General features: G+C 56.1%; 23 protein-coding genes and 2 tRNA genes. 8 read left to right on the forward strand and 17 right to left on the reverse strand.

Annotation, left to right across the window (positions count from 1 at the left end; genetic code table 11):
• Positions 1–21 precede the first annotated feature (21 nt).
• Positions 22–936: a selenium metabolism-associated LysR family transcriptional regulator gene (locus tag MOMUL_RS12195; RefSeq protein WP_062285265.1), complete on the reverse strand. Its 915-nt coding sequence runs from the start codon at positions 934–936 to the stop codon at positions 22–24.
• A gap of 68 nt (positions 937–1,004) precedes the next feature.
• Here MOMUL_RS12195 and MOMUL_RS12200 point away from each other — a divergent pair, with 68 nt between their 5' ends.
• Positions 1,005–1,964, forward strand: a complete 960-nt coding sequence (locus tag MOMUL_RS12200) for an L-lactate dehydrogenase (RefSeq protein ID WP_062285266.1) — start codon at positions 1,005–1,007, stop codon at positions 1,962–1,964.
• Here MOMUL_RS12200 and MOMUL_RS12205 read toward each other — a convergent pair.
• Positions 1,961–2,719 carry a helix-turn-helix domain-containing protein gene (locus MOMUL_RS12205; RefSeq protein WP_062285267.1) on the reverse strand — a complete coding sequence of 253 codons (759 nt, stop codon included), beginning with the start codon at positions 2,717–2,719 and terminating at the stop codon, positions 1,961–1,963. The genes MOMUL_RS12200 and MOMUL_RS12205 overlap by 4 nt on opposite strands.
• A 165-nt stretch (positions 2,720–2,884) precedes the next feature.
• Between MOMUL_RS12205 and MOMUL_RS12210 the strand changes: the two genes are divergently transcribed.
• Positions 2,885–3,283 (forward strand): YckD family protein, encoded by a 399-nt coding sequence (locus MOMUL_RS12210; RefSeq protein WP_062285268.1) that lies wholly within the window; start codon positions 2,885–2,887, stop codon positions 3,281–3,283.
• Between the two features lie 132 nt (positions 3,284–3,415).
• Here MOMUL_RS12210 and MOMUL_RS12215 read toward each other — a convergent pair whose 3' ends face one another.
• Positions 3,416–3,922 carry a peroxiredoxin family protein gene (locus MOMUL_RS12215; RefSeq protein WP_062285269.1) on the reverse strand — a complete coding sequence of 169 codons (507 nt, stop codon included), beginning with the start codon at positions 3,920–3,922 and terminating at the stop codon, positions 3,416–3,418.
• A gap of 11 nt (positions 3,923–3,933) precedes the next feature.
• Positions 3,934–4,617 (reverse strand): cytochrome c biogenesis CcdA family protein, encoded by a 684-nt coding sequence (locus MOMUL_RS12220; RefSeq protein ID WP_062285270.1) that lies wholly within the window; start codon positions 4,615–4,617, stop codon positions 3,934–3,936.
• A 236-nt stretch (positions 4,618–4,853) separates the two neighbouring features.
• Here MOMUL_RS12220 and MOMUL_RS12225 point away from each other — a divergent pair, with 236 nt between their 5' ends.
• Positions 4,854–6,275: a glycosyltransferase family 2 protein gene (locus MOMUL_RS12225; protein ID WP_062285271.1), complete on the forward strand. Its 1,422-nt coding sequence runs from the start codon at positions 4,854–4,856 to the stop codon at positions 6,273–6,275.
• A 63-nt stretch (positions 6,276–6,338) separates the two neighbouring features.
• Positions 6,339–6,527 carry a ferredoxin gene (locus MOMUL_RS12230; RefSeq protein ID WP_054935771.1) on the forward strand — a complete coding sequence of 63 codons (189 nt, stop codon included), beginning with the start codon at positions 6,339–6,341 and terminating at the stop codon, positions 6,525–6,527.
• A gap of 85 nt (positions 6,528–6,612) precedes the next feature.
• Here the strand turns inward: MOMUL_RS12230 and MOMUL_RS12235 are convergent, their stop codons facing one another.
• The 11 genes from MOMUL_RS12235 to MOMUL_RS12280 all read right to left on the reverse strand — a co-directional run bounded on the left by MOMUL_RS12235 (position 6,613) and on the right by MOMUL_RS12280 (position 16,622).
• A complete protein-coding gene (locus MOMUL_RS12235) occupies positions 6,613–6,888 on the reverse strand; it encodes a DUF3243 domain-containing protein (protein ID WP_062285272.1) in 276 nt (91 codons plus the stop codon).
• Between the two features lie 113 nt (positions 6,889–7,001).
• Complete coding sequence (locus MOMUL_RS15870; RefSeq protein WP_169802203.1) at positions 7,002–8,150, reverse strand: amidase domain-containing protein; 1,149 nt, start codon at positions 8,148–8,150, stop codon at positions 7,002–7,004.
• A 157-nt stretch (positions 8,151–8,307) separates the two neighbouring features.
• A tRNA-Leu gene (locus MOMUL_RS12240) sits at positions 8,308–8,392 on the reverse strand.
• A 73-nt stretch (positions 8,393–8,465) separates the two neighbouring features.
• Complete coding sequence (locus tag MOMUL_RS12245; RefSeq protein WP_062285273.1) at positions 8,466–9,506, reverse strand: nicotinate phosphoribosyltransferase; 1,041 nt, start codon at positions 9,504–9,506, stop codon at positions 8,466–8,468.
• A 79-nt stretch (positions 9,507–9,585) separates the two neighbouring features.
• Entirely contained in the window at positions 9,586–10,137 is a 552-nt protein-coding gene (locus MOMUL_RS12250) for a lytic transglycosylase domain-containing protein (protein ID WP_062285274.1), read from the reverse strand.
• 19 nt (positions 10,138–10,156) lie between these two features.
• Complete coding sequence (gene coaE, locus MOMUL_RS12255) at positions 10,157–10,768, reverse strand: dephospho-CoA kinase (protein WP_062285275.1); 612 nt, start codon at positions 10,766–10,768, stop codon at positions 10,157–10,159.
• Between the two features lie 11 nt (positions 10,769–10,779).
• Positions 10,780–11,403 (reverse strand): sporulation membrane protein YtaF, encoded by a 624-nt coding sequence (gene ytaF / locus MOMUL_RS12260; RefSeq protein WP_062285276.1) that lies wholly within the window; start codon positions 11,401–11,403, stop codon positions 10,780–10,782.
• Between the two features lie 78 nt (positions 11,404–11,481).
• A complete protein-coding gene (gene mutM / locus MOMUL_RS12265; protein WP_062285277.1) occupies positions 11,482–12,306 on the reverse strand; it encodes a bifunctional DNA-formamidopyrimidine glycosylase/DNA-(apurinic or apyrimidinic site) lyase in 825 nt (274 codons plus the stop codon).
• Positions 12,290–14,968, reverse strand: coding sequence for a DNA polymerase I (gene polA / locus MOMUL_RS12270; protein WP_062285278.1), 2,679 nt, complete (start codon positions 14,966–14,968; stop codon positions 12,290–12,292). The genes mutM and polA overlap by 17 nt, the downstream gene beginning before the upstream one ends.
• A gap of 116 nt (positions 14,969–15,084) precedes the next feature.
• Entirely contained in the window at positions 15,085–16,008 is a 924-nt protein-coding gene (locus MOMUL_RS12275) for an anti-sigma factor family protein (RefSeq protein ID WP_062285279.1), read from the reverse strand.
• Positions 16,005–16,622, reverse strand: a complete 618-nt coding sequence (locus tag MOMUL_RS12280; protein ID WP_062285280.1) for an RNA polymerase sigma factor — start codon at positions 16,620–16,622, stop codon at positions 16,005–16,007. Before MOMUL_RS12280 ends, MOMUL_RS12275 begins: the two co-directional genes overlap by 4 nt.
• Positions 16,623–16,728: 106 nt before the next feature.
• Here MOMUL_RS12280 and MOMUL_RS12285 point away from each other — a divergent pair.
• The 3 genes from MOMUL_RS12285 to MOMUL_RS12295 all read left to right on the forward strand — a co-directional run bounded on the left by MOMUL_RS12285 (position 16,729) and on the right by MOMUL_RS12295 (position 19,461).
• A tRNA-Leu gene (locus tag MOMUL_RS12285) sits at positions 16,729–16,815 on the forward strand.
• A 418-nt stretch (positions 16,816–17,233) separates the two neighbouring features.
• The gene (locus tag MOMUL_RS12290) at positions 17,234–18,178 is read left to right on the forward strand and encodes a DMT family transporter (RefSeq protein ID WP_062285281.1); all 945 of its coding nucleotides are present in this window, start codon (positions 17,234–17,236) and stop codon (positions 18,176–18,178) included.
• A gap of 245 nt (positions 18,179–18,423) precedes the next feature.
• Positions 18,424–19,461 carry a polysaccharide deacetylase family protein gene (locus MOMUL_RS12295; RefSeq protein WP_062285282.1) on the forward strand — a complete coding sequence of 346 codons (1,038 nt, stop codon included), beginning with the start codon at positions 18,424–18,426 and terminating at the stop codon, positions 19,459–19,461.
• A gap of 91 nt (positions 19,462–19,552) precedes the next feature.
• Here the strand turns inward: MOMUL_RS12295 and MOMUL_RS12300 are convergent, their stop codons facing one another.
• Together MOMUL_RS12300 and MOMUL_RS12305 are read right to left on the reverse strand one after the other, a co-directional pair.
• The gene (locus MOMUL_RS12300; RefSeq protein ID WP_062285283.1) at positions 19,553–20,017 is read right to left on the reverse strand and encodes a DUF134 domain-containing protein; all 465 of its coding nucleotides are present in this window, start codon (positions 20,015–20,017) and stop codon (positions 19,553–19,555) included.
• A 99-nt stretch (positions 20,018–20,116) separates the two neighbouring features.
• The gene (locus MOMUL_RS12305) at positions 20,117–21,934 is read right to left on the reverse strand and encodes a polysaccharide deacetylase family protein (protein WP_062285284.1); all 1,818 of its coding nucleotides are present in this window, start codon (positions 21,932–21,934) and stop codon (positions 20,117–20,119) included.
• Positions 21,935–22,178: 244 nt separating this feature from the next.
• Here MOMUL_RS12305 and minC point away from each other — a divergent pair, with 244 nt between their 5' ends.
• Complete coding sequence (minC, locus tag MOMUL_RS12310) at positions 22,179–22,910, forward strand: septum site-determining protein MinC (RefSeq protein WP_064774420.1); 732 nt, start codon at positions 22,179–22,181, stop codon at positions 22,908–22,910.

Here is a 22,910-nt window from a genome sequence, read left to right on the forward strand (position 1 = left end):
GAGAAGAACCTTTACTATCGATCAACTATTAACAGGCAACGGGAGCTGGAGATGGTGTTTTTCCAGAAAGCAGGTAAAGGCCTCGGCGGCCGGGCTTAAGGGCTGGCGGCGCCGGACCAGGTACAGGTCGCGTTTCAAATTTACCCCCTGGAGGGGAACGGTAACCAGGCGGCCGAGTTTGACGCTTTTTTCCACCGCCCAGCAGGTAACCAGGGAAATACCAAGGCCGGCCTCCACGGCGCTGACAATGGCTTCCGTACTGCCCAGCTCCATGACGACCTGGGCAGGATCGACGGTGAAACCGGCTTTTTGCAGGCGTTCTTCCACCACCCTGCGGGTACCGGAACCGGCCTCCCGCCAGACCAGGGGTTCACCCTGTAAATCCCCGGGAGTTGCGGCTGTAACCCCGGCCAGGCGGTGCCCCGGGGGTACAATGAGGACCAGTTCATCCTCTACCAGGCGGCTATAGGAAAGGCTCCGGCCCCGGCCCCCGGCGCCGACAACCCCCAGGTCGATTTCTCCATCCTGGAGGCGCCGGATGACTTCCTGGGAGTCGGCAATCTCCACCACCACCTCCACCCGGGGATATTCCCGCCGGAAACCGCCAATCAGCCTGGGCAGGATATACTGGCCCGGCGTAGTGCTGGCCCCCAGAAGCAAGCGGCCCTTCACCAGCTGGGCCAGTTCGGCCAGTTCCCGCTGGGTTTGTTCCAGGTGGCGGGCAATGGCTTTAGCATGCCGGTAACAGATCTTCCCGGCCGCCGTCAGCCGCACCTCGCGACCCCGGCGTTCAAGCAAACGCAGGCCGTAGTAATCCTCCAGGGCCTGGAGCTGCTTGCTGACCCCCGGCTGGGTAAGGTGCAGCTCCTCGGCTGCCGCGGAAAGGGTGCCTTTTTCTACCGTGGTAATAAAAGTTAACCAGTAATTGAGGTTCATAAATTTCCGGCTCCAGTTCCTGCATAACTCTCCTGGTAACAGTGGAGAATATGCCTTGAGGTGATATTATGCCCCTGCAGGGCCCTGCCAAGGTAGCCATCATCGGCGCCGGCTATGTCGGCGCCAGTACCGCCTTCGCCCTCCTCTTCAGCCCCATCGTCAAAGAAATGGTCCTTGTCGACATTAACCGTGCCCGGGCTGAAGGGGAAGCCATGGACCTCGCCCACGCGGCCACTTTGATCCGCCCCGTAAAAATTTATGCCGGCGGCCCGGCCGACTGCGCCGGCGCCCGCATTATTATTTTCACCGCCGGCGCCAACCAGCAACCCGGGGAAACTCGCCTGGACCTGGTGCACCGCAATACGGCCATTGTCCGCGAGGTCCTGCCGCCCCTTTTACAACACTGCCCCGATGCTTTAATCCTCATGGTGGCCAACCCGGTGGATGTCCTGACCTATGTGGCCTGGAAGATCTCAGGACTTCCGGAAAACAAGGTCCTGGGCTCGGGGACTGTCCTGGACAGTGCCCGTTTCCGCCACCTATTGAGCCGCCACCTCCATGTCGACCCCCGCAACATCCATGCTTATGTCATCGGCGAGCACGGCGATACCGAAGTGCCCGTCTGGAGCCTGGCCAATGTGGCCGGGGTTGACCTGGAGGAGTTTTACCTCCTGGACGGTACCACTGAAGAAGAGACCTTCCGGACCGGAATAAGCCGCCAGGTCAGGGAGGCCGCTTATGAAATCATCGAACGCAAAGGGGCTACTGCCTATGGCGTAGCCTTAGCCTTGAGCCGGATTACCGAAAGCATCCTCCGGGATGAGAAGAGCGTCCTCACCGTTTCCAGCGTCATCCGCGGTCTTTACGGCCTTGAGGGTGAAGTAGCCTTCAGTCTCCCCTGCCTGGTAGGCAACCAGGGGCGGGAAAAAATCCTGGCCATTCCCCTGGGAGCCGGGGAACTGGCTGCCCTCAGGCACTCGGCGACCACCCTCCAGGAAATTATCACCCGGCTCCGTCTCCCGGGTTAGTGGCAGCGTTTATAGAGCTGGATAAAATTGAGGATAAAGCGGAGTTCATCCTCGGTACAATTACATACCAGGCGCAATACAGACTGTACCTTGGGTTCCATGAGCAACCGGCGTACTTCGGGACTCATCTGGTTAAGTACCTCATCCAATCCGGCATCGTCGGCTATAAAATAACAGGGGGAAATATTCAGGACTCCGCCTATTTTTTCCAGGGTTTTTAAGGATGGCTGTACCTTCCCCTGTTCAATCTGGCCGATGAGGCCAGCCGAAACTCCGGCGGCCCTAGCCAGGTCAGCCTGGGTAAGACCCTGTTCTTCCCGGGCCTGGCGCAATTTATGCCCCAGGGAACCGCCCGTACCGATAATTGCACTTAAGGGGACATCCAGAGCGGCAGTAATTTTTTTCAGGGTATCGATGGCCGGGTAAACATTACCCCTCTCTATTTCACTCAAGTAGGAAATGGAGATGCCGGCTTCCTCGGCCAGGGTGCTCAAACTTTTACCTCGCTTTTCCCGCAAGAGCCGGACCCTGTCCCCCAGGGCGATGCCCCTCTCGTTACCGGCCTCCACGAGTTGTTCCCGGGGGAAATTTAAGGCCCTGGCAATTTTCTCCAAAGTTTTTAGAGAAGGCTTTTTGGCCCCCCGTTCGATTTCACTCAAGTATGAAACTGAGACTTCCGCTTTACTGGCCAGGTCCTGAAGTGAATAACCCCGTTCTTCCCTCAGTTCCCGGATGCGTTTACCACAGACGCGCATTCTCTTTCGCTCTCCTGGGATATAATTTAAATTAACTTATAGTATTATCGAACAAAGTATAAATTAAAAGCTCCAGCCCTGTCAAGTTTCAAATTTTCTTCATACTTTGCCCATATTTTTATCATACCTGCCGGATAGAATATACCTCGAAAGGAGGTGGCGCGGGTGACGAAAAAAATTGCCATCGTCCTCGCCATAATTTTAATGCTGGGGGCGCTGGCGCCGGTAGCCTTTGCGGCAGTTACCGACCAGCAAAAAGCAGAGATTGATGCCTTGTACCAGCAGATTATCGAGCTGCGCCAGAAAATTGTCGACAAGTATGTCGAAGCAGGTGAACTAACTAAGGAACAAGGTGAGGCGATTAAGGAAGGGATCCGGGACATGGAAGAATACCATAGTAAATATGGTATAGTTCCCGGCGCCTGCCATGGCGGGGCGGGCTATGGCATGATGGGCGGCTGGGGCCGCGGTTTCATGGGAGGTTTCAGTAATAACCCCAACCAGGGTAACCAGAATTCTGCCTTCTACGGCCCCGCCATGATGCGCGGTTACCTGGGTCTATAAAGCCACCGTTTTTAGTCTTACTAAACTTAAAGGGAAACAGCCCCATAATAAGAATGGGGCTGTTTCCCTTAGTTTCTATTCATGATGAAAACCAAGCCACTGATGCCCATTTTGTTCCAGGTAACAGGCAGGTCAAAGAAGATCTTTTACAAGATTATCCAGTTCTCCTGGCCCCAGGGGCCCCTGTTTGACCCGGCGGATCTGGCCCTGGCGGTCGATGATAAAGGTAGTGGGGATGCCGCCGACTCCGTAGTTCCTCGCTACCCGGCTGTCGTGGTCCAGTAGTACAAGGTAATTATGCTCCTTATTTCCCAGGAAGGCCCGGATGCCGGCCTCTGTCTCCCGCTGCATGATATTGATGGCCAGGACCTTTAGCCCCCGGTCCGCAAGTCTCCCCGCCGCCGCGTCCAGTTCCTCCATTTCGGCGACACAGTAGGGGCACCAGGTGGCCCAGAAGTTCAATACTACCACCTGGCCCTTGAGGCTTGCCAGGCTGACCTGGCCGCCATCCAGGACTGGCAGGGCAAAGGAGGGGGCCTGGACCTTGCTGCCCTGGCGGCCCGGCAGGATGAAGGAAGCGGCCAGGACAGCAAACATAATGACAATGATTATGAGGGGCACCTTCCAGTTTTTCGGCATGGAGACTCCTCCTAGATAAAAGTATTTAGCTGCCCGAAAAAGACCAGCAGCCCCATAAAAATAAGTATAATCCCGCTTACCAGGGATATAATGGGTAAATAACGGGAAAACTGGCGTAAAAGGCGCAAAACCGGTCCCAGGGCCATGGCGCTGGCTATAAAGGGGACTGCCAGTCCCAAGGAATAAAAGGTGAGGAGAAGCATACCCTTAAAAAGGGTGGCCTGGCTGCCGGCATAAATCAAAATAGAAGCCAGGACCGGACCGATGCAGGGCGTCCAGCCGGCGGCAAAGGCCATCCCCAGCAGAAAGGAAGGGGCGGCACCGGGAGCCCGGGGCTGCAGGTACCACTTTTTTTCTTGACTTAAAAAGGGCAGGCGGACAATTCCGGCCACCTGCAAACCGAAGAACATAATCAGGATTCCCCCGGCGCGGTTTAAAAAGGGACGGTACAGCTGGAGCAGGGAGCCCAGGCCGCCGGCCGAGGCCCCCAGGAGGATAAAAATCAGGGAAAAGCCGGCGGTAAAGAGGGCCGCCCGGCCGGCTAAAAAAGAGCGGTCCATGTCCTCTGCCTTACCGGTAGCTACCGCCGAACCGCCCAGGTAAGTAAAATAGGCCGGCAATAAAGGTATAATACAGGGAGAAAAAAAAGATAGCATCCCGGCGGCGAAGGCCATGGCTATAGACCCGTTTCCCAAGGTCGTTCACCTCTTTTGGATTATATTATTTTTTCGTTACGCCGTCAATATAATGCTGCCAGGAAAAGGGATAAAGCAGTATGATAAGCAAATGAGACAAAAGCCCCGGCAAATAAGTCCTTTACTACCTGAAGAATACTTCTTGCCTTTGTACCGTCATTAAAACCAATTGGTGGTAATGGCTTCTAATGCTATAATAGTTGGCGGTGCAATTACCCTGATTGGGGGAGATAAGGATGGATTGGGAAATAATAAGCCCTGCCCAGGTTTTATATCTAATTGCTGTTGGCTTTTACTTGCTTTTTTTCGCCCTCTTCCTGAGGTATTTCTTCTGGAAGTGGTATTCCTACCGTAATTACTGGCGCAAGCGGTTAGCCCTCGACAGGGAAAAGGTGGCGGCCCTGGCAGCTAGCAAAAACCTCGAGCTACCTTTTTTTACGATTCTGGTCCCGGCCCGCAATGAGGCCGACGTTATCGCCAATACCATTGAACACCTGGCGTCTTTAAATTATCCCAACGACCATTACGAGATCCTGGTAATTACCGATGAAAAAGAAGCCCTGGCCAAATCTTCCGGTGAACACACCGGTCCCACGACCATGGAAGTGGTGGAGGCCAAGATCCGGGAATTTGCCGGCCGCCAGGATGTACCGCAGCTGAAACACTGTACCGTTCCCTATGATTTTGACGGGCGCTTCAGGGGTTCGCGCCGGGGCTACACTATTCCATCAACTAAAGGCCGGGCCTTGAACTACGGCCTGGAGTTTGTCGACCCCAGGACCACCATCTGTGGCTTTTACGATGCCGAAAGCCATCCCGAAGCCGATGTCCTGCTCTACATAGCCTGGTCATGGCTCCACGACCCCCGGGAGCGTATCTGGCAGGGGCCGGTTTTCCAGGTCCGCAATTTCTACCAGCTTGGCGTCATCACTAAAATAGCGGCCATTTACCAGGCCATTTCCCATGAGATCTACCTGCCGGTATTGATGAGAAAGTTGCCCTTCGTAGGGGGGACCAACCTTTTCGTGGGGCGGCGCCTGCTGGAGCGCATTGGCGGCTATGACCACCGCGCCCTGACGGAGGACCTGGAACTGGGGGTGAGGGCCTACCTGGAAACAGGCGTCTGGGCCGAATACTTCCCTTACTACAGCACCGAACAGACTCCCGCTACCTTCCATGCCTTTTTCCGGCAGCGGCTGCGCTGGGGTAGCGGCCATCTCCAGGTCTGCGATAAATTCCGCTATGCCTACCAGTATTCCTGGGATAAACGGGGTCCCCTCCTGTACAATCTCTTCTGGAAGGGTCAGGGAGAATGGCTCCTTTACCAGGGCGCCGTCCTGGTACCCCTGTCCATCCTTTTCCTGGGACTTAACGGCGGGCTGGATCCTTCCATCCTGCCTTTGGGCTTTCGTACTGTGCTCCACTACCTGGTATTTATTTACTTTGCCTTTACTTTTTATGCCTATGGCCACTTCAGCCGCCATATGGCGCCGGTTACCTGGTGGCAGCAGTTAGGTGGAGCGCTGCAGCTCCTGGCCCTGCCCTTCGCCAGTTTCTTCCTACCGCTCCCCTACACAACGGCTTCTATCATGAAGGCTTTGAACCGCCAGCCCCAGACCTGGGTGAAAACACCGCGTACAAAAGAGGCAACTCGCTAGTATGAAATGGCGGGCGGCGGTGCACAATAGCAATACTTTGGGAATAGACTTGGGGGGATGACTTTGAAGGTTAGCGTTGATCAGGATCTCTGCATTGCCTGTGGCACCTGCATCGACCTGTGCCCCGGTGTTTTTGACTGGGACGATGAAGGGCTTTCTCACGTTATCGTGGAGGAAGTACCGGAAGACGCCGAGGATTGTACCAGAGAATCCATTGAGTCCTGTCCAACCGATGCTATCAAAGAAATTTAATCACCGGGGATAGGCCCAGTCCTGGTTCCCGGACTATAGGGAAGCAAAGTACTTAAGGGGAGCTATGTTTCAGCTCCCCCTCTTTTTAATGAACCATATCCTCCTGGCGACGGCCATCGCTCACCATCCTGGTAATCAGGGCCGCCAGGACCCGCCTTTCATCTTCGCTGGCAACGTCCCATAGTTCTTTAATGACCCGTTGCTCCCGGTTCATAGGATCAACGTGTTCTGCCAGCCAGTTGCCCAGGCGAAAAGCTATATTGTTCATGGTTTTTTCCTCAAAACCCAGTTTTTCGCCCAGATTAACCACCATAGAAAGGGAACCCTTCCACTTTTCCCATTCTTTTTCCTGATCAGGCATGCCGTCACCTCCAGGTAAAAATAAATGTTTTCGCTAGTTTATCCCCTTTAAACACAGGTTTATGCGGGCCGCTGGACTTTCTTTATTCTTGACAAGGGCTGGTAAAACAAGGGTCAATAGACCACCTGCAGTAGCCAGTAGATCGTCCGCCTGTCCCAGCCCATGTCCCAGGGGACACGGGCGCGGTCAGCCGTATGGCTGTTGACCAGGAGGTAACCGGCGGAATCCCGGCCGACAACCACCGACACATGGCTGATCTCGCCCTTTTCTTCATAGGCAATGATATCCCCCGGCTGGAGGGCATTGACGGCCCCCTGGGGGTAGGTGGTTGAAGTCCTGGTAACCTCCTCAAAATTACCCCGCATGATTCTTACGGCCAGGCCACTGTCCAGGAGGTAATGGACCAGGGCCTCGGCCTGTACCCAGGCCTGGCTGCCGTTACCGTTATGGTAATTCCAGACCCAGTCCCGGGGTATAGCGCCGGCATTTTTGTCGCTTAACACCTGGGAAACAAAATTGGCACAATCGCCGCCCAGGCCTGTAAAGTCCCGGTAAGCCTGGTTATAGCGGCCGTCACCGGGGCCCAGGCGCACGCCGCTGTAACGGTCAGCATAGCTGACGGCCGCCTGGCGGCGGTATTTACCCGGCGGCGGCGGTGCCACCTCCCGGGAACACCTGGCTGTACCTGGAGTAATGTCCGGGTCCAGGTTGTCAGCCTCAAAGGGGTCCCAGTACCAGTCGCGGGCAATTAACCACTGGCCGTCGCGCTTCACCAGCTCTACCCAGTGAATAGTCCTGACACCCATCTGGTTGATTGTTTTTTCCGGCTCACCCTGGTGGTGGTAGTTAAGGATGATATGCTGGGATACAGAGGCCCAGCCCTTGCCTTCTTCACTACCGGCGTCAATAATAGCCAGGTCCATCTGGCTGCCGGAAACGATCACCTGGCGCTCCTTCACCCATTCCCGGACATATTTAATGCGGCCGATTTCATGGTTTAAGGCAAAAAGGCCGGAAGTAACCGTCGTATCGTAGTAAGCCTTCAAGCCTTCATAATTGCCGTTAACGAGACTTTGAGCGCGGGTGGTAAAGATATGATGGAGTTGCTCCTTTAATTCCTTCTGTTCACTGCGGGCCGCAAGGGCCGGCAGGACCTGCTGGCGCAAGGGCATAACTATCAGTACCAGCCCGAGGAGAGCCAGCAGCAACCCCAGCTTAAAAATCCGGGAACGTAAAACCACTACCAGCACTACCAGGCCCACGGCCATCCCCCTAAAGTCAAAAATCACTATAAATGTATATTCAGTAAGGGGGATAAAAAAAACTTGACAGGGGGGGCGGGATTGATAGATGGCCTTATGAGTACCGCGCCCGCCAGGGTAAAAAAATAAAACGTGGGCATTAACCCACGTTATATCCTGGTGCGGCGAGCGGGACTTGAACCCGCACGGGTGTACCCATACGCCCCTCAAACGTACGCGTCTGCCAGTTCCGCCATCGCCGCACATCTGGCATGGTTAATTATAAACCCTGGACGGTATTCCTGTCAAGGATAAGACCGGCTTGATCACCGTTCTCTACTTGAGTTTTTCCAGCCTGGGGTTGGGGATAATTCCGGGCAGGCGACCGCGCTTGGCCACCGGCCGGCCGTCAACCTCCTTTAAATCCATAGTCATATCAATGGGCGCTGCCCCCGAAATATAGCTACCCACACCAAAGGCATCGGCTCCGGCTTCAATGAGGGCGCGGATACGCTCCGGTGTCAGGCCGCCGGAGACAAAAATCCTCACATGGTTAAAGCCGGCGGTATCTAGGCGGTAGCGCACCTCCCGCACCAGCTCCGGGGTAACGCCGCCCCGCTCGCTGGGGGTATCCAGGCGTACCCCCGCCAGGGCTGGCCCCAGGGCTGCTGCTACCCGCAGGGCTTCTTCCGCTTCGTCCTTAAAGGTATCGACGAGGATGGTCCGTTTAGCATCAGGGGGCATAAGGCGATCATAAGCCAGGGCTCCCTCGACAGTATCGCCAATAATGAGGAAAATGGCGTGGGGGACCGTCCCCTGGGGCTCCTGGCCGGCCAGTTTGGCTGCTAGAATACAGCTGGCGCCACTGGCGCCGCCGATAATGGCCGCCCGCTCCATGACCGGGGCCACGGCCGGGTGGACGTGGCGGGCACCAAAGCAGAAAAAGGGATGCTCGCCGGCTGCTTCCTTGATTTCCCGGGCGGCAGTAGCCCAGCCACTGGAACTGGCCAGCATCCCCAGGAGGGTAGTCTCAAAGAGGCCAAATTCACTGTAGGGCCCCTGGATCCGCATGACCACTTCCTTGGGGGAAAAGGTGCTCCCCTCCGGTAGCCCCCAGATGGTAACCCTTTTCTCCTGCAGCAACTTCAGGACCTCATTGACGCCGCAGAGGATGCCGGCGCGGCGAGGAAAAATTTCCGCCGTAACAATAGTATCAACCTTACCCAGTGCCTGGAGAATCTCATAAGTACGGACAAAATATATGTCGGTAGTTGCCCCGCTGGCTATCTCGTCATGCTGGGCGGAATAGAAGCGCCTGCCAGGTGCTACCTGGAGCTGCCGTACCTTGGCCAGGGAATCCATGACCTCCGTCGCCATTAAAATCCACTCCTCGACCTGTAAGTTCATTTTGCCAAAGGTTTCCCTATATTATTCTGCTTCCACGGCCAAATACCTGCTACCGCACACCGGGATATAAGATACGGTATATCCGGTAATTCTGGAGCACCTGGCGGACAAACTCCCTGGTTTCGGGGAAGGGAACCTGGCTTAAGTTGCGGCTGCTGCCGTCCCAGATGCCCCTCTCCAGCCAGTTATGGACGTTACCCCGGCCGCCGTTATAGGCAGCCAGGGCCGGGGTGAGGTCACCAAATTCCCGCAGGAGGGCAGCAAGGTACCAGCTGCCCAGGCGCAGGTTATATTCCGGAGAAAAGAGCCGGTCAGGATCGTAGGGTAACCCCAGCTGCCCGGCAGCCAGCCTGGCTGTTTCCGGCATCAGCTGCATCAACCCCCGGGCGCCCTGTTCGGACTGGGCCCGGGGATAAAATTTGCTTTCCACCCGGGTGACGGCTGCTACCAGGAGGGGGTCCAGCCCTTCCCGGTGGGCATAGGTTACGATAATTTCCCGGTAAGGAAGGGGATACAGGAGCCGGGCCCCCCGGGGAAGGAGGAAAGAAAGCAGCGCCACCAGTACCAGCAGCCACAGGTAACGGCGCCAGGTTTTTAACATTGCCAACAGGATCCTTTCTTCATGACAACCTTCCTGCTCGCTGGAGTTCCTGCCAGGCTGCCAGGACGGCGGCATGGGTGGCGCTCAAATCGCCACCGGTAGGAATAATCCGGGTGGCGTGGCGCAACCTTTCCCTTTCGCCCATCTGGGCCTTGAGACGGCTTTCAGCTTCCTGGGGCGAGAGGTTGTCCCGTTCCATCAATCTTTTTAACCGCACCGTTGCCGGTGCGGTTACCACCCAGATGGCATCCACCATGTCGTCCATGCCGGCTTCAATTAAGAGAGGTGCCTCAATAACCACCACCGCCTCCGGGTCAGCCTGCCGTAAAGCCGCTATTTGCGCCTGGACTTTCTCCCGGATGCGGGGGTGGGTAATGGCGTTTAACAGTTCCCGGGCGGCAGCGTCACTAAAAACTATCCGGCCCAGAGCCCGCCTGTTGAGGTGGCCATCAGGCTGTAAAATCCCCCGGCCAAAGGCGGCGACAATGTCCCGGTAGGCAGGCTCACCGGGAAGCACTACCTCCCTGGCCACCTGGTCGGTGTCGATGACTTTAGCCCCCAGTTCTTTTAAAATCCCGGCCACAGTACTTTTACCGCTGGCAATACCGCCGGTAAGGCCGATGATAAACATCAACATTGCTCCTACCATCGCCAGAGTCCAATGGCGATTAAAATTAATCCCGGGAGGGCTGCCCCCCGCCAGCCGGCTTTTTCTGGCTGCCAGCGTCGCCCCAGGACCAGGCCTGGCTGGACCAGGAGCAGCTGGCAGCAGCCAATGAATACAGGCGTCAGGAAGAGGGAAAAACCGGCGGCAGCGGCGCCAAAGCCTATCCCCAGGGTATCCAGGGCCAGGGCCAGCCCCAGGGTCATGGCCTCCTGGCTGCTAATACTTCCAGAAAAATCCTGATCAGCCCGGCAAGGTTCCTTTAAAATCTGGATTACCAGGCCGAGGCGGTGAAGGCGCAATTTTATTAAAGTCTCTCCTGCCGCCCCGGGCTCGTCTTTTTTCAGGTAGGCCTCAAAAATAATGCTCAGTCCCAGGGTTAATAATATAACAGCGCCCAGGCGCCCGGCAAGAGTTGGATTAAATATCCTGGCCACCAGGTGGCCGCCGGCCATGGCCAGGACGCTGACCGCCGTGGATACCAGAGCAATCAGCCCCAGGGAAAGCCAGGGCAGCTTAATTTTCCTCAGGCCATAGGAAAGCCCCACACCCAGGCCATCCAGGCTGGCGGCCAGGGCTAAAAGTAGCGTTGCCAGCAACATGGTAATTTATCCCACCCTTTGCCCTGTTGTGCTCTATACAGTAATATACGGGTAGAAGGTGGGATACGTGCCTGTCATTTAAACCTGGCAACCGGGGCAAAATACGGTGCTGCGGCCGCTTATTTTTACCCGCTCCAGGGTACGACCACAACGGCGGCAGGGCTGGCCGGCGCGGCCGTAAACCTGGAGGTAATCCTGGTTTTTCCCTTGCTGGCCGCGGCCATCGACGTAATCCCGGAAAGAGGTGCCGGAATTGGCTATACCCTGCTCTAGCGCGGCCTGCATGGCCAGATGCAGGCGCACCAGTTCATCCCCTGTCAGGGAGGCCGCCGGTCTTAAGGGGTGCAGCCCGGCCAGGAAGAGCATTTCATCGGCATAGATGTTACCAATCCCGGCTAGGAGGTGCTGGTCCAGGAGAACCTGTTTTACCGGCCGGCGGCGGCCGGCACAGATGGCTGCCAGGGTAGCGACATCAAAGGCCGGGTCCAGTGGTTCCGGCCCCAGTTCTTTCAGCCCGGCCGTTACCGTTACCTCGTCTTCCTGGCCCAGGTAGAGGCGGCCAAAACGGCGGGTATCCAGCCAGCGCAAGGTGGTACCACCGGCCAGGTGGAAAACCACATGGGTATGGGGCAGCAAGGGGTCAGTCGCCGCCGTCAAGATAAGGCGCCCGGTCATCCTTAAATGGGCCACCAAGCAATAGCCGGCCGCCAGGTGGAAGAGGAGATATTTCCCCCGGCGGTCGAGCCGGGTTATCCTTTTACCTGCCAGCAAATGGCTAAAGGTGGCGGCGTCAGGAACAGCAATAACGCCGGGGTGGTAAACCTCTACCCCGGCAATGGTTTGCCCCTGGAGATGGGGGATCAGGGTACGTTTGATGGTTTCCACTTCAGGCAGTTCCGGCATCTTTTATCGCTCCATCATAGGGTTCCATATCATACCAGTTGGGGCCGTATTTTAAGTCCACCTGGAGGGGAACCTGGAGTTCCAGGGTATTCTCCATATTCTCTTTAACCAGGGTGGCTACTGCCGGCAGGTCTTCCTCAGGGACATCAAAGATCAATTCATCGTGAACCTGGAGGATCATCCGGGCGGCCGGGTATTGCTCCTCCAGGAGGCGGAAAATCTTAACCATGGCGATTTTAATAATATCTGCCGCGCTGCCCTGGATGGGGGTATTCATGGCTGCCCGCTCCCCAAAGCTCCGGGCGGTATGGTTGGAACTGAAGAGATCCGGCAGGTAGCGGCGCCGCCCCAGGAGGGTGGTTACATAGCCATCCTGCCGTGCCCTGGCAACGACCTCCTCCATGTAAGCCCTGACACCGGGGTAACGCTGGAAATAACGCTCAATATATGCGTGGGCTTCACTGCGGCTGATGCCCAGGTCGCGGCTGAGGCCAAAATCGCTAATTCCGTAGACAATGCCGAAATTCACAGCCTTGGCACTGCGCCGCATTAACGGCGTAACTTCATTTAAGGGGACACCAAAGACCTCGGCTGCCGTCCGGGTATGAATGTCTTCTCCCCGGCGGAAGGCAGCAATCATGCCGGCATCGCCGGAGATATGGGCCAGGACCCGGAGCTCGATCTGGGAGTAATCGGCTGCCAGGAGGAGGCGGCCGGGGGCATGGGGAACGAAGGCCCGGCGCAGGCGCCGGCCCACTTCCAGGCGCACCGGGATGTTTTGCAAATTGGGCTCGCTGCTGGACAGGCGGCCGGTAGCCGTCACCGTCTGGTTAAAGGTTGTATGGAGGCTCTTCGTCCGGGGGTTGACCAGGGGTTTCAGCCCGTCCACATAGGTGGACTTTAACTTGGTGAGCTGGCGGTATTCTACCAGTTTGGCGGCAATGGGGTGTTTCGCGGCCAGTTCTTCCAGCACGGCAGCGTCGGTGGAAAAACCGGTCTTGGTCCGCTTTACCGGCGGCAGGCCCAGTTTTTCAAAGAGGATGCTCCCCAGCTGCCGCGACGAGTTGATATTAAACTTTTCCCCGGCCAGGCGATAGATCTCTTCCGTCAGGGCGGCAATATTGCCCTCCAGTTCGGCAGCCATAAGGTCCAGGGTTTCCAGGTCAACAGCCACACCGTAGCTTTCCATCTCGCCTAAAATCCGGGTCAGGGGAAGTTCCACCCGCCGGTAAAGCTCTTCCATGCCGGCTACCTGCAATTTGGCAATCAGTTCCCGGTGCAAAAGCCTGGTAGCCACGGCCCGCCGGGCAATAGTCAGCAGTAAAGATTCATCATCCACCAGGGCCAGGTTCAGGTGTTCCAGGCAGAGTTCCGGCAAATCATGGCGGGAGGCAGTGGGATTGAGGAGGTAGCCGGCGAGCATGGTGTCGCCACCCGGGTCGGTAACCCGTGCCCCGGCCTCCTTCAGCCAGACCAGGGCTGCCTTGGCATCGTGAAAGACGGGCCCTGCCTGCAGCAGCGGTTCCAGTGCCTCAGCCAGGCCGGCGCCCGGCACCCCTGCCGTATCTAGGACGGCTACCCCGCCTTCCCAGGCCAGTCCCACGGCTAAAGCTGCTGCGTCTAAATAATTGGCGTTATTCAGGGCCAGCTCGATAGCAACTTCCTGCTCCCCGGCCAGGCGCCTGGCGAGTACAGCCAGTTCTTCCAGGCTGCTCAAAGTAACATGTTCTGGTAGGTTCAGGGATTTAACGTTGGTTCCAGGCGCCACCCCCGCCCCTTCTTCCTGCATGGCTTTTAAGACATCCTTGACCAGGCTGTTGAACTCCAGTTCCTTGTAAAGGGCCAGGACGGCCTCATAGTCCGGTTTCTCACGGCGGCAGGTTTCAAGATCAAGCTCCACTGGCACGTCGCAGCGAATGGTAGCCAGCTGCCGGGCCAGGCGGGCCTGGCCGGCATAGGCCACCAGATTGGCCGCTACTTTCCGCCCCCTGACCTCACCTGCATGAGCCAGGACCCCTTCCAGGTCGCCATACTGGCGGACCAGCTGCACGGCCGTCTTTTCCCCTACCCCGGGTACGCCGGGGATATTGTCGGAGGCATCACCCATGAGGGCCTTGACGTCAATGAGCTGGCCGGGGTCCAGGCCATAGGCTTTTTTAATGGCCTCCCGGTCAAATAATTCCACCTGGGAAAGGCCGCGCCGCATGAGGAGGACCTTAACCCTGTCATCTACCAGCTGCAGGGCATCCCGGTCGCCGGTCAGGATTAAAACCTCCAGCCCTTCAGTTGCCCCCTTACGGCTTAAAGTACCAATGAGATCGTCGGCCTCAAACCCTTCTACTTCACAGCTTGCCAGTTTCCAGGCTGCCAGGAGGCGTTTGGCGAGGGCAAACTGGGGCCTGAGTTCCGGGGCAGTCTCAGGACGCGTCCCTTTATATTCATCATAAAGGTCGTGGCGGAAAGTGACCTTGCTATGGTCAAAGGCTACGATTACATAGTCCGGCGCCACCAGGTCAAAGGCCTTTTGCAGCATGGTGGCAAAGCCGTAAACGGCGTTCGTCTGGACGCCTGCACTTGTCTGGAGCGGTGGCAGGGCATGAAAGGCCCGGTGAATAATGCTGTTGCCGTCTACCAGGAGTAATCTTGCTCTTTTTACGGGCATCCGTCACCCTTCTTTATTAAAAACGCTGCTTATATTTTATCTTTTTATGTTTCCGGTGGCAATTATTTTCACCAGTTGCGGCTAAGTTGCCGGGGCCAACCATCAAAAAACCACCCTTAAGGTAAGGGTGGTCTGGAAAGCACTTCCGGTATGCCGGTTAGGGCTGGTTCCTTATATACCTTTGCCGGTACTGTCAAAGATTGGTTTATACCTGCTGATTCAATATTATTTTGCGAGGACATCCTGGCATCAAGGGTGGCCTCATTCTTTTCCTTATTTACTTCCGGCCTGTTAACCCCTGGAGTAATTTGCTTTTGGGCTTGCTTGTCCTCAGGACCAGTTACCTGTTCACCAGGTAATTTTTGTCCCTCTCCTACCTGCAGGTTCTCTCCTAATGCCGCATCAAGGTTTTGTCCCCGGGAGTTAACATTGGTACTGGCCTGGGCAACCGGATTTCTCTCCCTGCTATTGAAAACTGGCTGGGGTTTGGGGGGCTTCGCCGGCTGTCGCCTTTGGGGCTGCGCCGGCCGGGATTCTTCCCGCGAGGGGGTTATTGCTGGTGCTGGTGGTTTATTTTCTTGGTCTGTAACTATCATAGAGAAATCCCTTGCTGGCGCTGGGGCCACCGGGGCCTGCAAAGCTTTAACTTGTCCCTGTTCTCCTTGCGTAACCGTAGGTGCTGCTTCCCTCACCTGGAATGGATGGAGGAAATGGAAATAATCAGCATAGGCCGTAATGGCCACTGCCACCACAATGGCTGCTGCTACTGCCAGGGAAAGCCATCTTTGTGGCAAGCGCCGGTACCAGGGCCGGCAGGCCGCCTCAAGTCGCAACCGCAAACGCTCCTCAAAACCGGCCGGTAAATCCAGTTCTTCTTCCGACCAGGCCTGGAGAAGGTTCACCGTCTGGCGCAGGGCCTCCAGTTCTTCCCGGCAGGAGTTGCACAGGCGCAGGTGATTCTCCACGGCCCGGCGCTGGGTTACCGCCAGGACGCCGTCCAGATATGGTGACAGGAGTTCCCGGTACTGGCTGCAGTTCACCGCCCCTCACCCCCTTTGCTTATATAGACGCTTTGCTTCGCAAAATGTTCCCTTTCCCGTACCAGGTGCTGCCGTAAAAACTGCCGCGCCCGGCTCAAGCGGGATTTTACCGTCCCCACAGAGCAGCCCAGGGTGGCCGCTATCTCTTCATAGCTAAAGCCCTGCAAATCCCGCATGATGATTACCATGCGGTATTCCGGCATGAGAGCCTGGATTAATTTATGTAAATGGTCCTCCCCTTCCCTGGCCAGGATAATTTCTTCCGGTGAAGTGACTGCTTCCCCGGCGGCCAGTTCCCAGGGTACCCCCTCTGTTTCCTGCAGGCCCTCCAGGGAAAGGGTGGGCCGCCGCTTGAGGCGGCGCAAGGCATCGCGACAGACATTGGCAATGATATGCTGCAGCCAGGTTTTAAAGGAACACTGGCCCCGGAAGCCCGGCAGGTTTTTATAGGCGCGCACCAGGGCCTCCTGGGCGGCATCACCGGCATCCTCGGGATTGCCCAGGAAACGATACGCAATGGTGTAGAGCATCTTCTGGTAACGCTCTACCAGGAGGGTAAAGGCCTCCATATCGCCCTTCTGGCTCCGGGCCAGCAATTCCTCATCCGGCACCACGGCTGCCACCACCTTCCAGCTTCTTTCCTATTCGACATCTCTCTTCCTTTATCCTTTTAGGCCTTGCAGGAATATGAAGTCTATGTTAAAATGATATAGCGAATGGGCCGAAGTGGTGGAACTGGCAGACGCGCCGGACTCAAAATCCGGTGGCCGCGAGGCCGTGCGGGTTCGACCCCCGCCTTCGGCACCAATAATACCAAGGCGTGAAAGCCTTGGTCTTTTGCTTTTTATAGACGAATTAACGCTGCCTTCCTTCCCGGAGCGCTGCAGAAGGAATTTGTCCCCGAGGTAAAGTGCCGGCGCATACCGCAATTTGAGCTGCTACCAAGTCAACACCCTATTAATAATCGAGGTGGTCCGGAATATGTGCACCGACCACCTCGATTACTCACGGGTATTAGGCGGTTGAACTTAGAACGTTTTATACTTGCTATCGTTTGGCTCTAACTTACTGGTACGCTGCTCTAGCGAGAAGTTTTTCCCGTCAGTCAGTTATCCAGGCCGTTTTTCGGTCGTCAACCCCTCCAGGGTAACTTTGCCTGTCACCTGCCCCCGGTGCTATGCTAATATAGGATTGCTACCAGTTGATTTGCGGAGGTTACATAAGTATGGCTTTATGCCAGGAAACTGAGGGGCTAACCGTTTCCTGTCATCACAACAAAAGATCTCGCCACTTGGGCTATGGAGCCATTCTCCTCGCTACTTTCCTTTACGGGGGCAATGTTATAGCCGGCCGGTTGGTGGCCCCCATGGTACCACCCATGGCCCTGTCCGCCATACGGGGTGTACTGGGCCTTATAATACTGCTACCCTTTGCCTGGCGGGAACCCCATAAACCGCACCTCCAGGACCTGCCTTATCTGGCTATAGTAGGTTTTCTTGGGATCAGTGTAGCCTATGGTACCTTTGCCTGGTCCATGCAAGAGAGCCCGGCAATTAATGCCGCCATAATCATTGCGACCTTCCCAGCCGTTACCCTGGTCCTGCTAGCCATGGGCTGGCACGTAAAGCCCAGTCGTTACCAAATCTCGGGAATTATAATCGCCTTCACTGGCTTGGCCCTGGTATCTGCCCAGGGCTCCCTTGAACGCATACTAACTTTACGCTTCCAATCGTCTGATTTGGTTCTCCTGGCTAATGTTATTGCCGTTTCCCTGTCTAATATCCTGGTGCAAAAAATGATGCAGCGCTATCCAGCAATCATTACCAGTACTTGGAGCCTCTTTTTTGGTACCCTTTTCCTGCTTCCTGGGGCTCTGTGGGAGGTGGTCCACCAAGGCTGGTACCTGCCCTGGAAGGGATGGCTATTACTTATCTATATGGGGTGTATCATTGCCGGTCTGGCGCTGTTACTTAACTTTGAGGCTATCAACCGCCTTGGCTGCGGACCGGTGGCCATGTTCAACAACTTAACCACCCTCTTTGCTATTGCCCTCGCAGCTTTAATCCTTAAGGAAAAGCTAGCCTGGTATCATGCTATAGGTATAATTTTAGCCCTGGGCGGGGTACTTATCTCCCTCTGGCAACATCACCCGGAAAAGAAACCGGCCTAATATAACGGCCACATTTTCTACCGGCGCCTCGGAAATTTTTTTACAGATGGCTTCCAGTACCACCCGGATGTGATAAAATAGTTAAGGACTTTTTCCCAGGAGCCACGCCAAAGGGGTTAACTGCCTACCGGCGAATTATGAAAAAAATTTGGCTAAGACGTTTGGCTTGAGCGGCAGGCCGCTCTCCAATGGGGTAAGGAAAGAAAGCCCGTAAAAAGGCCGTATTTTTGCAGGAGGGGCCAGGGGTGAAAAAAATTGCCGCCGTTGTGACGGCTGTAGTCTTGTTTTTGTCCTTAACTGTTATTTACGGTAAATCTTCTTCCCGCCGCCCGGACCAGGAAGTAAATACCGCCGGCAGCGCCTCGATAAAAACTGCTGGCCCAGAAACAACGCCCGTATCCGTAACAAAGGAAACCGCAACAATAACGCCGGCCCTGGCTGCTACAACCGGGAACCCCGCAAAGATTATTTACCAGAATAAAGTCGTCGTTCTCATCTACCATCATATTGATTACCAGGAAGTCCCGGGGTTAGTTATCTCCCCGCAACGCTTTCGCCACCACCTGGATATGCTCCGGGAAAAGGGTTACCGGGTCATCAGCCTGGACCAGTTGCGCGACTTTCTAAATGGTGGACCTATTCCTGATAATGCCGTTCTTATTACCTTTGACGACGGCTATGAAAGCGTCTACCAGTATGCCCTGCCCGAGCTGCGCGAGAGGCAGATGCCGGCCGTTTCCTTTGCCATTGCCGGCTATGCAGGGCAAAAATTAGGCCATCTCCAGCATTATGGCTGGGAGGAAGCCAGGGAAATGGCAGCCGCCGGGTTTATCACCCAGTCTCATACTTACAATTTGCATAGCTACGGTCTTCTAGCTAACGGCCATCAAGGCCCCCTCCTGAGCGGTCCTTTAAAAGATCAAAGCCCGGATGATTTTATGAATATGGTTTACCAGGACCTGGCCCGCTCCCGGGAGGAAATTGAGGCTCACCTGCAGCAACCGGTCTGTGCCCTGGCCCTGCCCTATGGCGCAGCCAGCCACTTGGCCATACAGGCAGCCGTCCGGGCCGGGTTTAATTTTATTTTTACTACCCAGGCAGGCGCTATTGCCCAGAAAAGCAATCCCCTGGCCCTGCCCCGGATCAATGCCGGTTCGCCGGCCATATCGGCCAGCGCACTCGACATAATGATCCGTAAAGCTGCCGGAGTAGAAACTCCTGCTTTAACAAAGCCACAGGCCCAAACCAGGATAACTGGTAAAAAGGTTAAGAAAGGGATCTAGCGAAGGACCAGCCTCCCCCACCCACGCTTACAAAAACAACCTTGCTGAGCTAATTATACAGGCTTGAGATGGCCTCAAAAAAGCAATCATCCTACTTTTTTGCAGGGTCAATCCCCCCCTGCCAGCCGTGGCGCCGGCAGCGGCCCCGTCCCGGGCCGGAAGCCGGGCTGGAGATTTCTGCACTGCCACAGCTGGGGCAGGTTTCTGTTCCCTCCGTTTCTGGTTCCCATTCATGGCCACATTCCTCACAGCGGGCCTTCGGCCCGGCCAGGCGGTAAACCCCGCCCTCCACCCGGATAGCCTTACCATTAATCAGGGCATCGGCAACCTTACCCCGGGCTGCGTTAAGGATACGGAAAAAAGTTGGCCGCGAGACCCTCATCCTGGCGGCGCAGTCTTCCTGCTCCAGGCCTTCTATATCCTTCAGGCGAATGGCTTCCAGTTCTTCCACTGCCAGGACAACTTCTTCCAGCTGGCGTAAAGGTACTGCTGCCGGTTTAAAATAAGTGATCCCGGGTATAAATTCTACCCGCCGGCACTTGGGTGGCCTCGGCATTGTGGTCCCCCACTTTCTAACTTTATCTTAACCTTATCATAACCTTTATGTGGTCTTATGTCAACAAAAAGACATCCAATGCCTAATTCCTACAGGGTTTTATTTTAGCCGGCGCAGGTAGATCTCATTCTCAACTATACCGTCTGTCGTGGTTATATACAACCATTCTCCTTCCTGCCACCAGGTCAGGTAACGGCCGGTCACGCGATAACGGTGACTTCCAGTGTGGACGGCCACCGTCAGATCGGCCAGGCCGGCCTTATTTTTGAGCTTTATTACCCAGCCGGCGGGACCCCGGTTAAAGGTAGCTTGCGCCTGCTCATGGCGGTTTAAAAAGGAGGCAAAGCGGCTCATGGGCCAGACCAGCAAGCGCCCTTCCTCCTGGTCCCTGGCCGCCCGGTTAGCCAGGTAGGCCAGGGCCGCCAGGGCGTACTCCTTTTTGCTGGCATGGGTATAAATCAAGCGGATGGCGTGTTCCTCCTCGATAAAGTTGAGGAGGTCATCGAACCAGCTTTTAACCTCTTCCAGGGGTACGCCGGCAGCCATTAATTCCTCCAGGGCGGCATACTTCTGGTAAGGGGTGATGGGGAAAGACCATAAGCTGCCGCTAACCTGGCGGCCGTAAAAAATGCTCCGGGTAGGGCTGGAGCCAGTATCCCCGGGGCTGTAGTAAGCCAGCACGCCGTGTTGTTGTAACCACTCATTGACAAAGGCAGGATGGTTGCCTACAGGAGCGCTGTATTCCAGCACCGGCTGGCCGGTAATTCCGGCCAGGGTATCGCAATTCAAGGCCAGGTAGCGCCAGACCTCCTGGCGCGGCAGTTTTTCCAGGTTGGCCGCAAAATAATTATGGATCCAGCCACCATGGGAACCGATGGCTCCGTATCTCTGCATCAGTTCCACCCAGGGCCGCCCTTTAAAGGGCGAGGCGGCATCAAAGCCGTAGCCATCCCCTGGCCGGTATGTATCCGGGCCGGCAGTTATGTGAATGGAATAATGGAGGTCAGGCCGGAAGATACCCCGCTGGATCATAGCCCGTAAAGGGCCGATATGGGCATTGCTGTCCAGGTGAAAGTTGACTACCAGCCCGCCTTTACCCCGTGGTGTATTGACCAGGCGGGGGAGGTGGGCATATTTGATTAAAAAGGTCCGGACAATAGAACGTAAGGCGAGGTCGTCGGACATTTGCTTGTAATACCCCAGGGGTATGTTAACAAAAACCACGCTCCCCCCCGAGGGATAAGATTTTTCGGTAATAACCGGATTTAAGCCTGCCTGGCTGTCAAAGGCTATCAGCCGGGCGTCCAGAAGCCTCGCCCGGACATGCCGGTAGCGCAGCCGCCCGTAACCATAGCTGCTGACGGCATTGTCCCGGTCCAGCTTACCGGGTGTGATCCCCCAGGATGCCGCTACCTGAGGCGTAGAAAACTGCCAGTAACCGCTGTCATAGGTTTGCTGGTCCCCACCCGGTGCCGGGCCGTAATTTACCCCGGCCAGGCCTGCCAGGGCCGGCTCGGGTAGCCTCTCCCCGCCAGCCCCCCTGGTCCCGGGGTCATAGACCAGTAAAACCTTACCGCCTGAGTGGACATAGTCGGTTAATACCCGGGGTACCGGCGACGGCAAAACCTGGTTTAACCCTTCCGGCAAAATCAGGGCCGGGTAGCGTGCTACCAGTTCCCGGGGTGACAGGTTGAGGTCCCCGGGGCCAACTTCCGCCCAGGGGAAACCCTCTTCCTTTAAGACCGCTCCATAGGCCGCCAGGGTGCCCTGATCTGCCCCTGGCGTTGTAATTAAGAGCCCTGCCCGTACCTGGTGGGTTGCCTGGGTTGGTTGCAGCCAGCCGGTACTCGCCACTATGAGCAAGATTAAAAACGCTATTAAGCCTAAAAAATAATGCCGGAATTTAATTTTTACCATCCTGCCTTTACCCCTGCCAGAAAGAATAACCAAAAACCATAGCCTATTATTCGCCTGAAGAGGTAGGAATCCTTCCAGACTTAAATCTTGACAGGGCTTAACACCCTTCCTGCCCAACTGGTCCCGGCAACAAATAGCGGCAACTTTTTTCCCTGCAGCAGGAAAAATGGTATTTCAAGGCGAATCTTTCCAGGAAGATGGATTTACTGCCGAAAATTTTTCCTGCCCGGAAAGGAGTAGCCACATGGCGCAGGATTGTATCACCTTCAAAGGGACCCGTGGCGGCCTGCTGATTTTATTAGATGCCAGCCGGGATTTTAATGAACTGCGGGCTAACCTCGCCGCTAAATTTGCCGCGGCCCGGGGCTTCTTCCAGGGCGCTTCCTTTGCCCTGGTACCAACCTCCCCTTTAAGCAGCCGGGAAACAGCCGAACTGGAAGCTATCTGCCGGGAGCACGGCCTGGTCCCGGGGACCAATATACCTTTGCCGGATCGCTACCGGCCCCAGAAAAACCAGGGAAAACTCGCCCCTGCCACTATGGTAGCGGGCGCTAACTGTTACTCTACCTCTGCTGTTCCACCTGCCGGCTTGCATGTAGTACCTGCCCCTGCGGTAGACGGCGCTGCCGGGCTCTCTACCCTGCTGGAAGAAGGCAATCTCCGTAACGGCCAGGAACTGGCTTACAGCGGCCATGTGGTGCTGGTGGGCAACGTTCACCAGGGTGCCACCATTAAAGCCACTGGCAACATCCTGGTCATGGGTACGCTGCTGGGCAGTGCCCACGCCGGAGTCTCAGGTGACAGGGCAGCAGTTATTGTTGCCTACCGCCTGGTCCCGGTGCAGCTCAGTATCGCCGGCGTAATCGCCCGCTCCCCGGAGCAAAAAACAAGGCGGGCCTACCCGGAGATAGCCCGCCTTGCCGGCGATAAAATTATCGTCGAACCATATTTAAGCCGTAAACCCCCCTGCAACTGA

Source organism: Moorella mulderi DSM 14980 (assembly GCF_001594015.1).
Classification (GTDB): Bacteria; Bacillota; DSM-521; order Neomoorellales; family Neomoorellaceae; genus Neomoorella; species Neomoorella mulderi.

Excerpts from the sequence above, each read along its gene's own strand:
- MOMUL_RS12195 (WP_062285265.1), bottom strand. The coding sequence starts at position 936 with ATGAACCTCAATTACTGGTTAACTTTTATTACCACGGTAGAAAAAGGC.
- MOMUL_RS12290 (WP_062285281.1), top strand. The coding sequence starts at position 17,234 with ATGGCTTTATGCCAGGAAACTGAGGGGCTAACCGTTTCCTGTCATCAC.
- MOMUL_RS12225 (WP_062285271.1), top strand. The coding sequence starts at position 4,854 with ATGGATTGGGAAATAATAAGCCCTGCCCAGGTTTTATATCTAATTGCT.
- MOMUL_RS12215 (WP_062285269.1), bottom strand. The coding sequence starts at position 3,922 with ATGCCGAAAAACTGGAAGGTGCCCCTCATAATCATTGTCATTATGTTT.
- MOMUL_RS12245 (WP_062285273.1), bottom strand. The coding sequence starts at position 9,506 with ATGGCGACGGAGGTCATGGATTCCCTGGCCAAGGTACGGCAGCTCCAG.
- ytaF (WP_062285276.1), bottom strand. The coding sequence starts at position 11,403 with ATGTTGCTGGCAACGCTACTTTTAGCCCTGGCCGCCAGCCTGGATGGC.
- coaE (WP_062285275.1), bottom strand. The coding sequence starts at position 10,768 with ATGTTTATCATCGGCCTTACCGGCGGTATTGCCAGCGGTAAAAGTACT.
- MOMUL_RS12200 (WP_062285266.1), top strand. The coding sequence starts at position 1,005 with ATGCCCCTGCAGGGCCCTGCCAAGGTAGCCATCATCGGCGCCGGCTAT.
- MOMUL_RS12235 (WP_062285272.1), bottom strand. The coding sequence starts at position 6,888 with ATGCCTGATCAGGAAAAAGAATGGGAAAAGTGGAAGGGTTCCCTTTCT.
- polA (WP_062285278.1), bottom strand. The coding sequence starts at position 14,968 with ATGCCCGTAAAAAGAGCAAGATTACTCCTGGTAGACGGCAACAGCATT.
- MOMUL_RS12250 (WP_062285274.1), bottom strand. The coding sequence starts at position 10,137 with ATGTTAAAAACCTGGCGCCGTTACCTGTGGCTGCTGGTACTGGTGGCG.
- MOMUL_RS12300 (WP_062285283.1), bottom strand. The coding sequence starts at position 20,017 with ATGCCGAGGCCACCCAAGTGCCGGCGGGTAGAATTTATACCCGGGATC.
- MOMUL_RS12205 (WP_062285267.1), bottom strand. The coding sequence starts at position 2,719 with ATGCGCGTCTGTGGTAAACGCATCCGGGAACTGAGGGAAGAACGGGGT.
- mutM (WP_062285277.1), bottom strand. The coding sequence starts at position 12,306 with ATGCCGGAACTGCCTGAAGTGGAAACCATCAAACGTACCCTGATCCCC.
- MOMUL_RS12305 (WP_062285284.1), bottom strand. The coding sequence starts at position 21,934 with ATGGTAAAAATTAAATTCCGGCATTATTTTTTAGGCTTAATAGCGTTT.
- minC (WP_064774420.1), top strand. The coding sequence starts at position 22,179 with ATGGCGCAGGATTGTATCACCTTCAAAGGGACCCGTGGCGGCCTGCTG.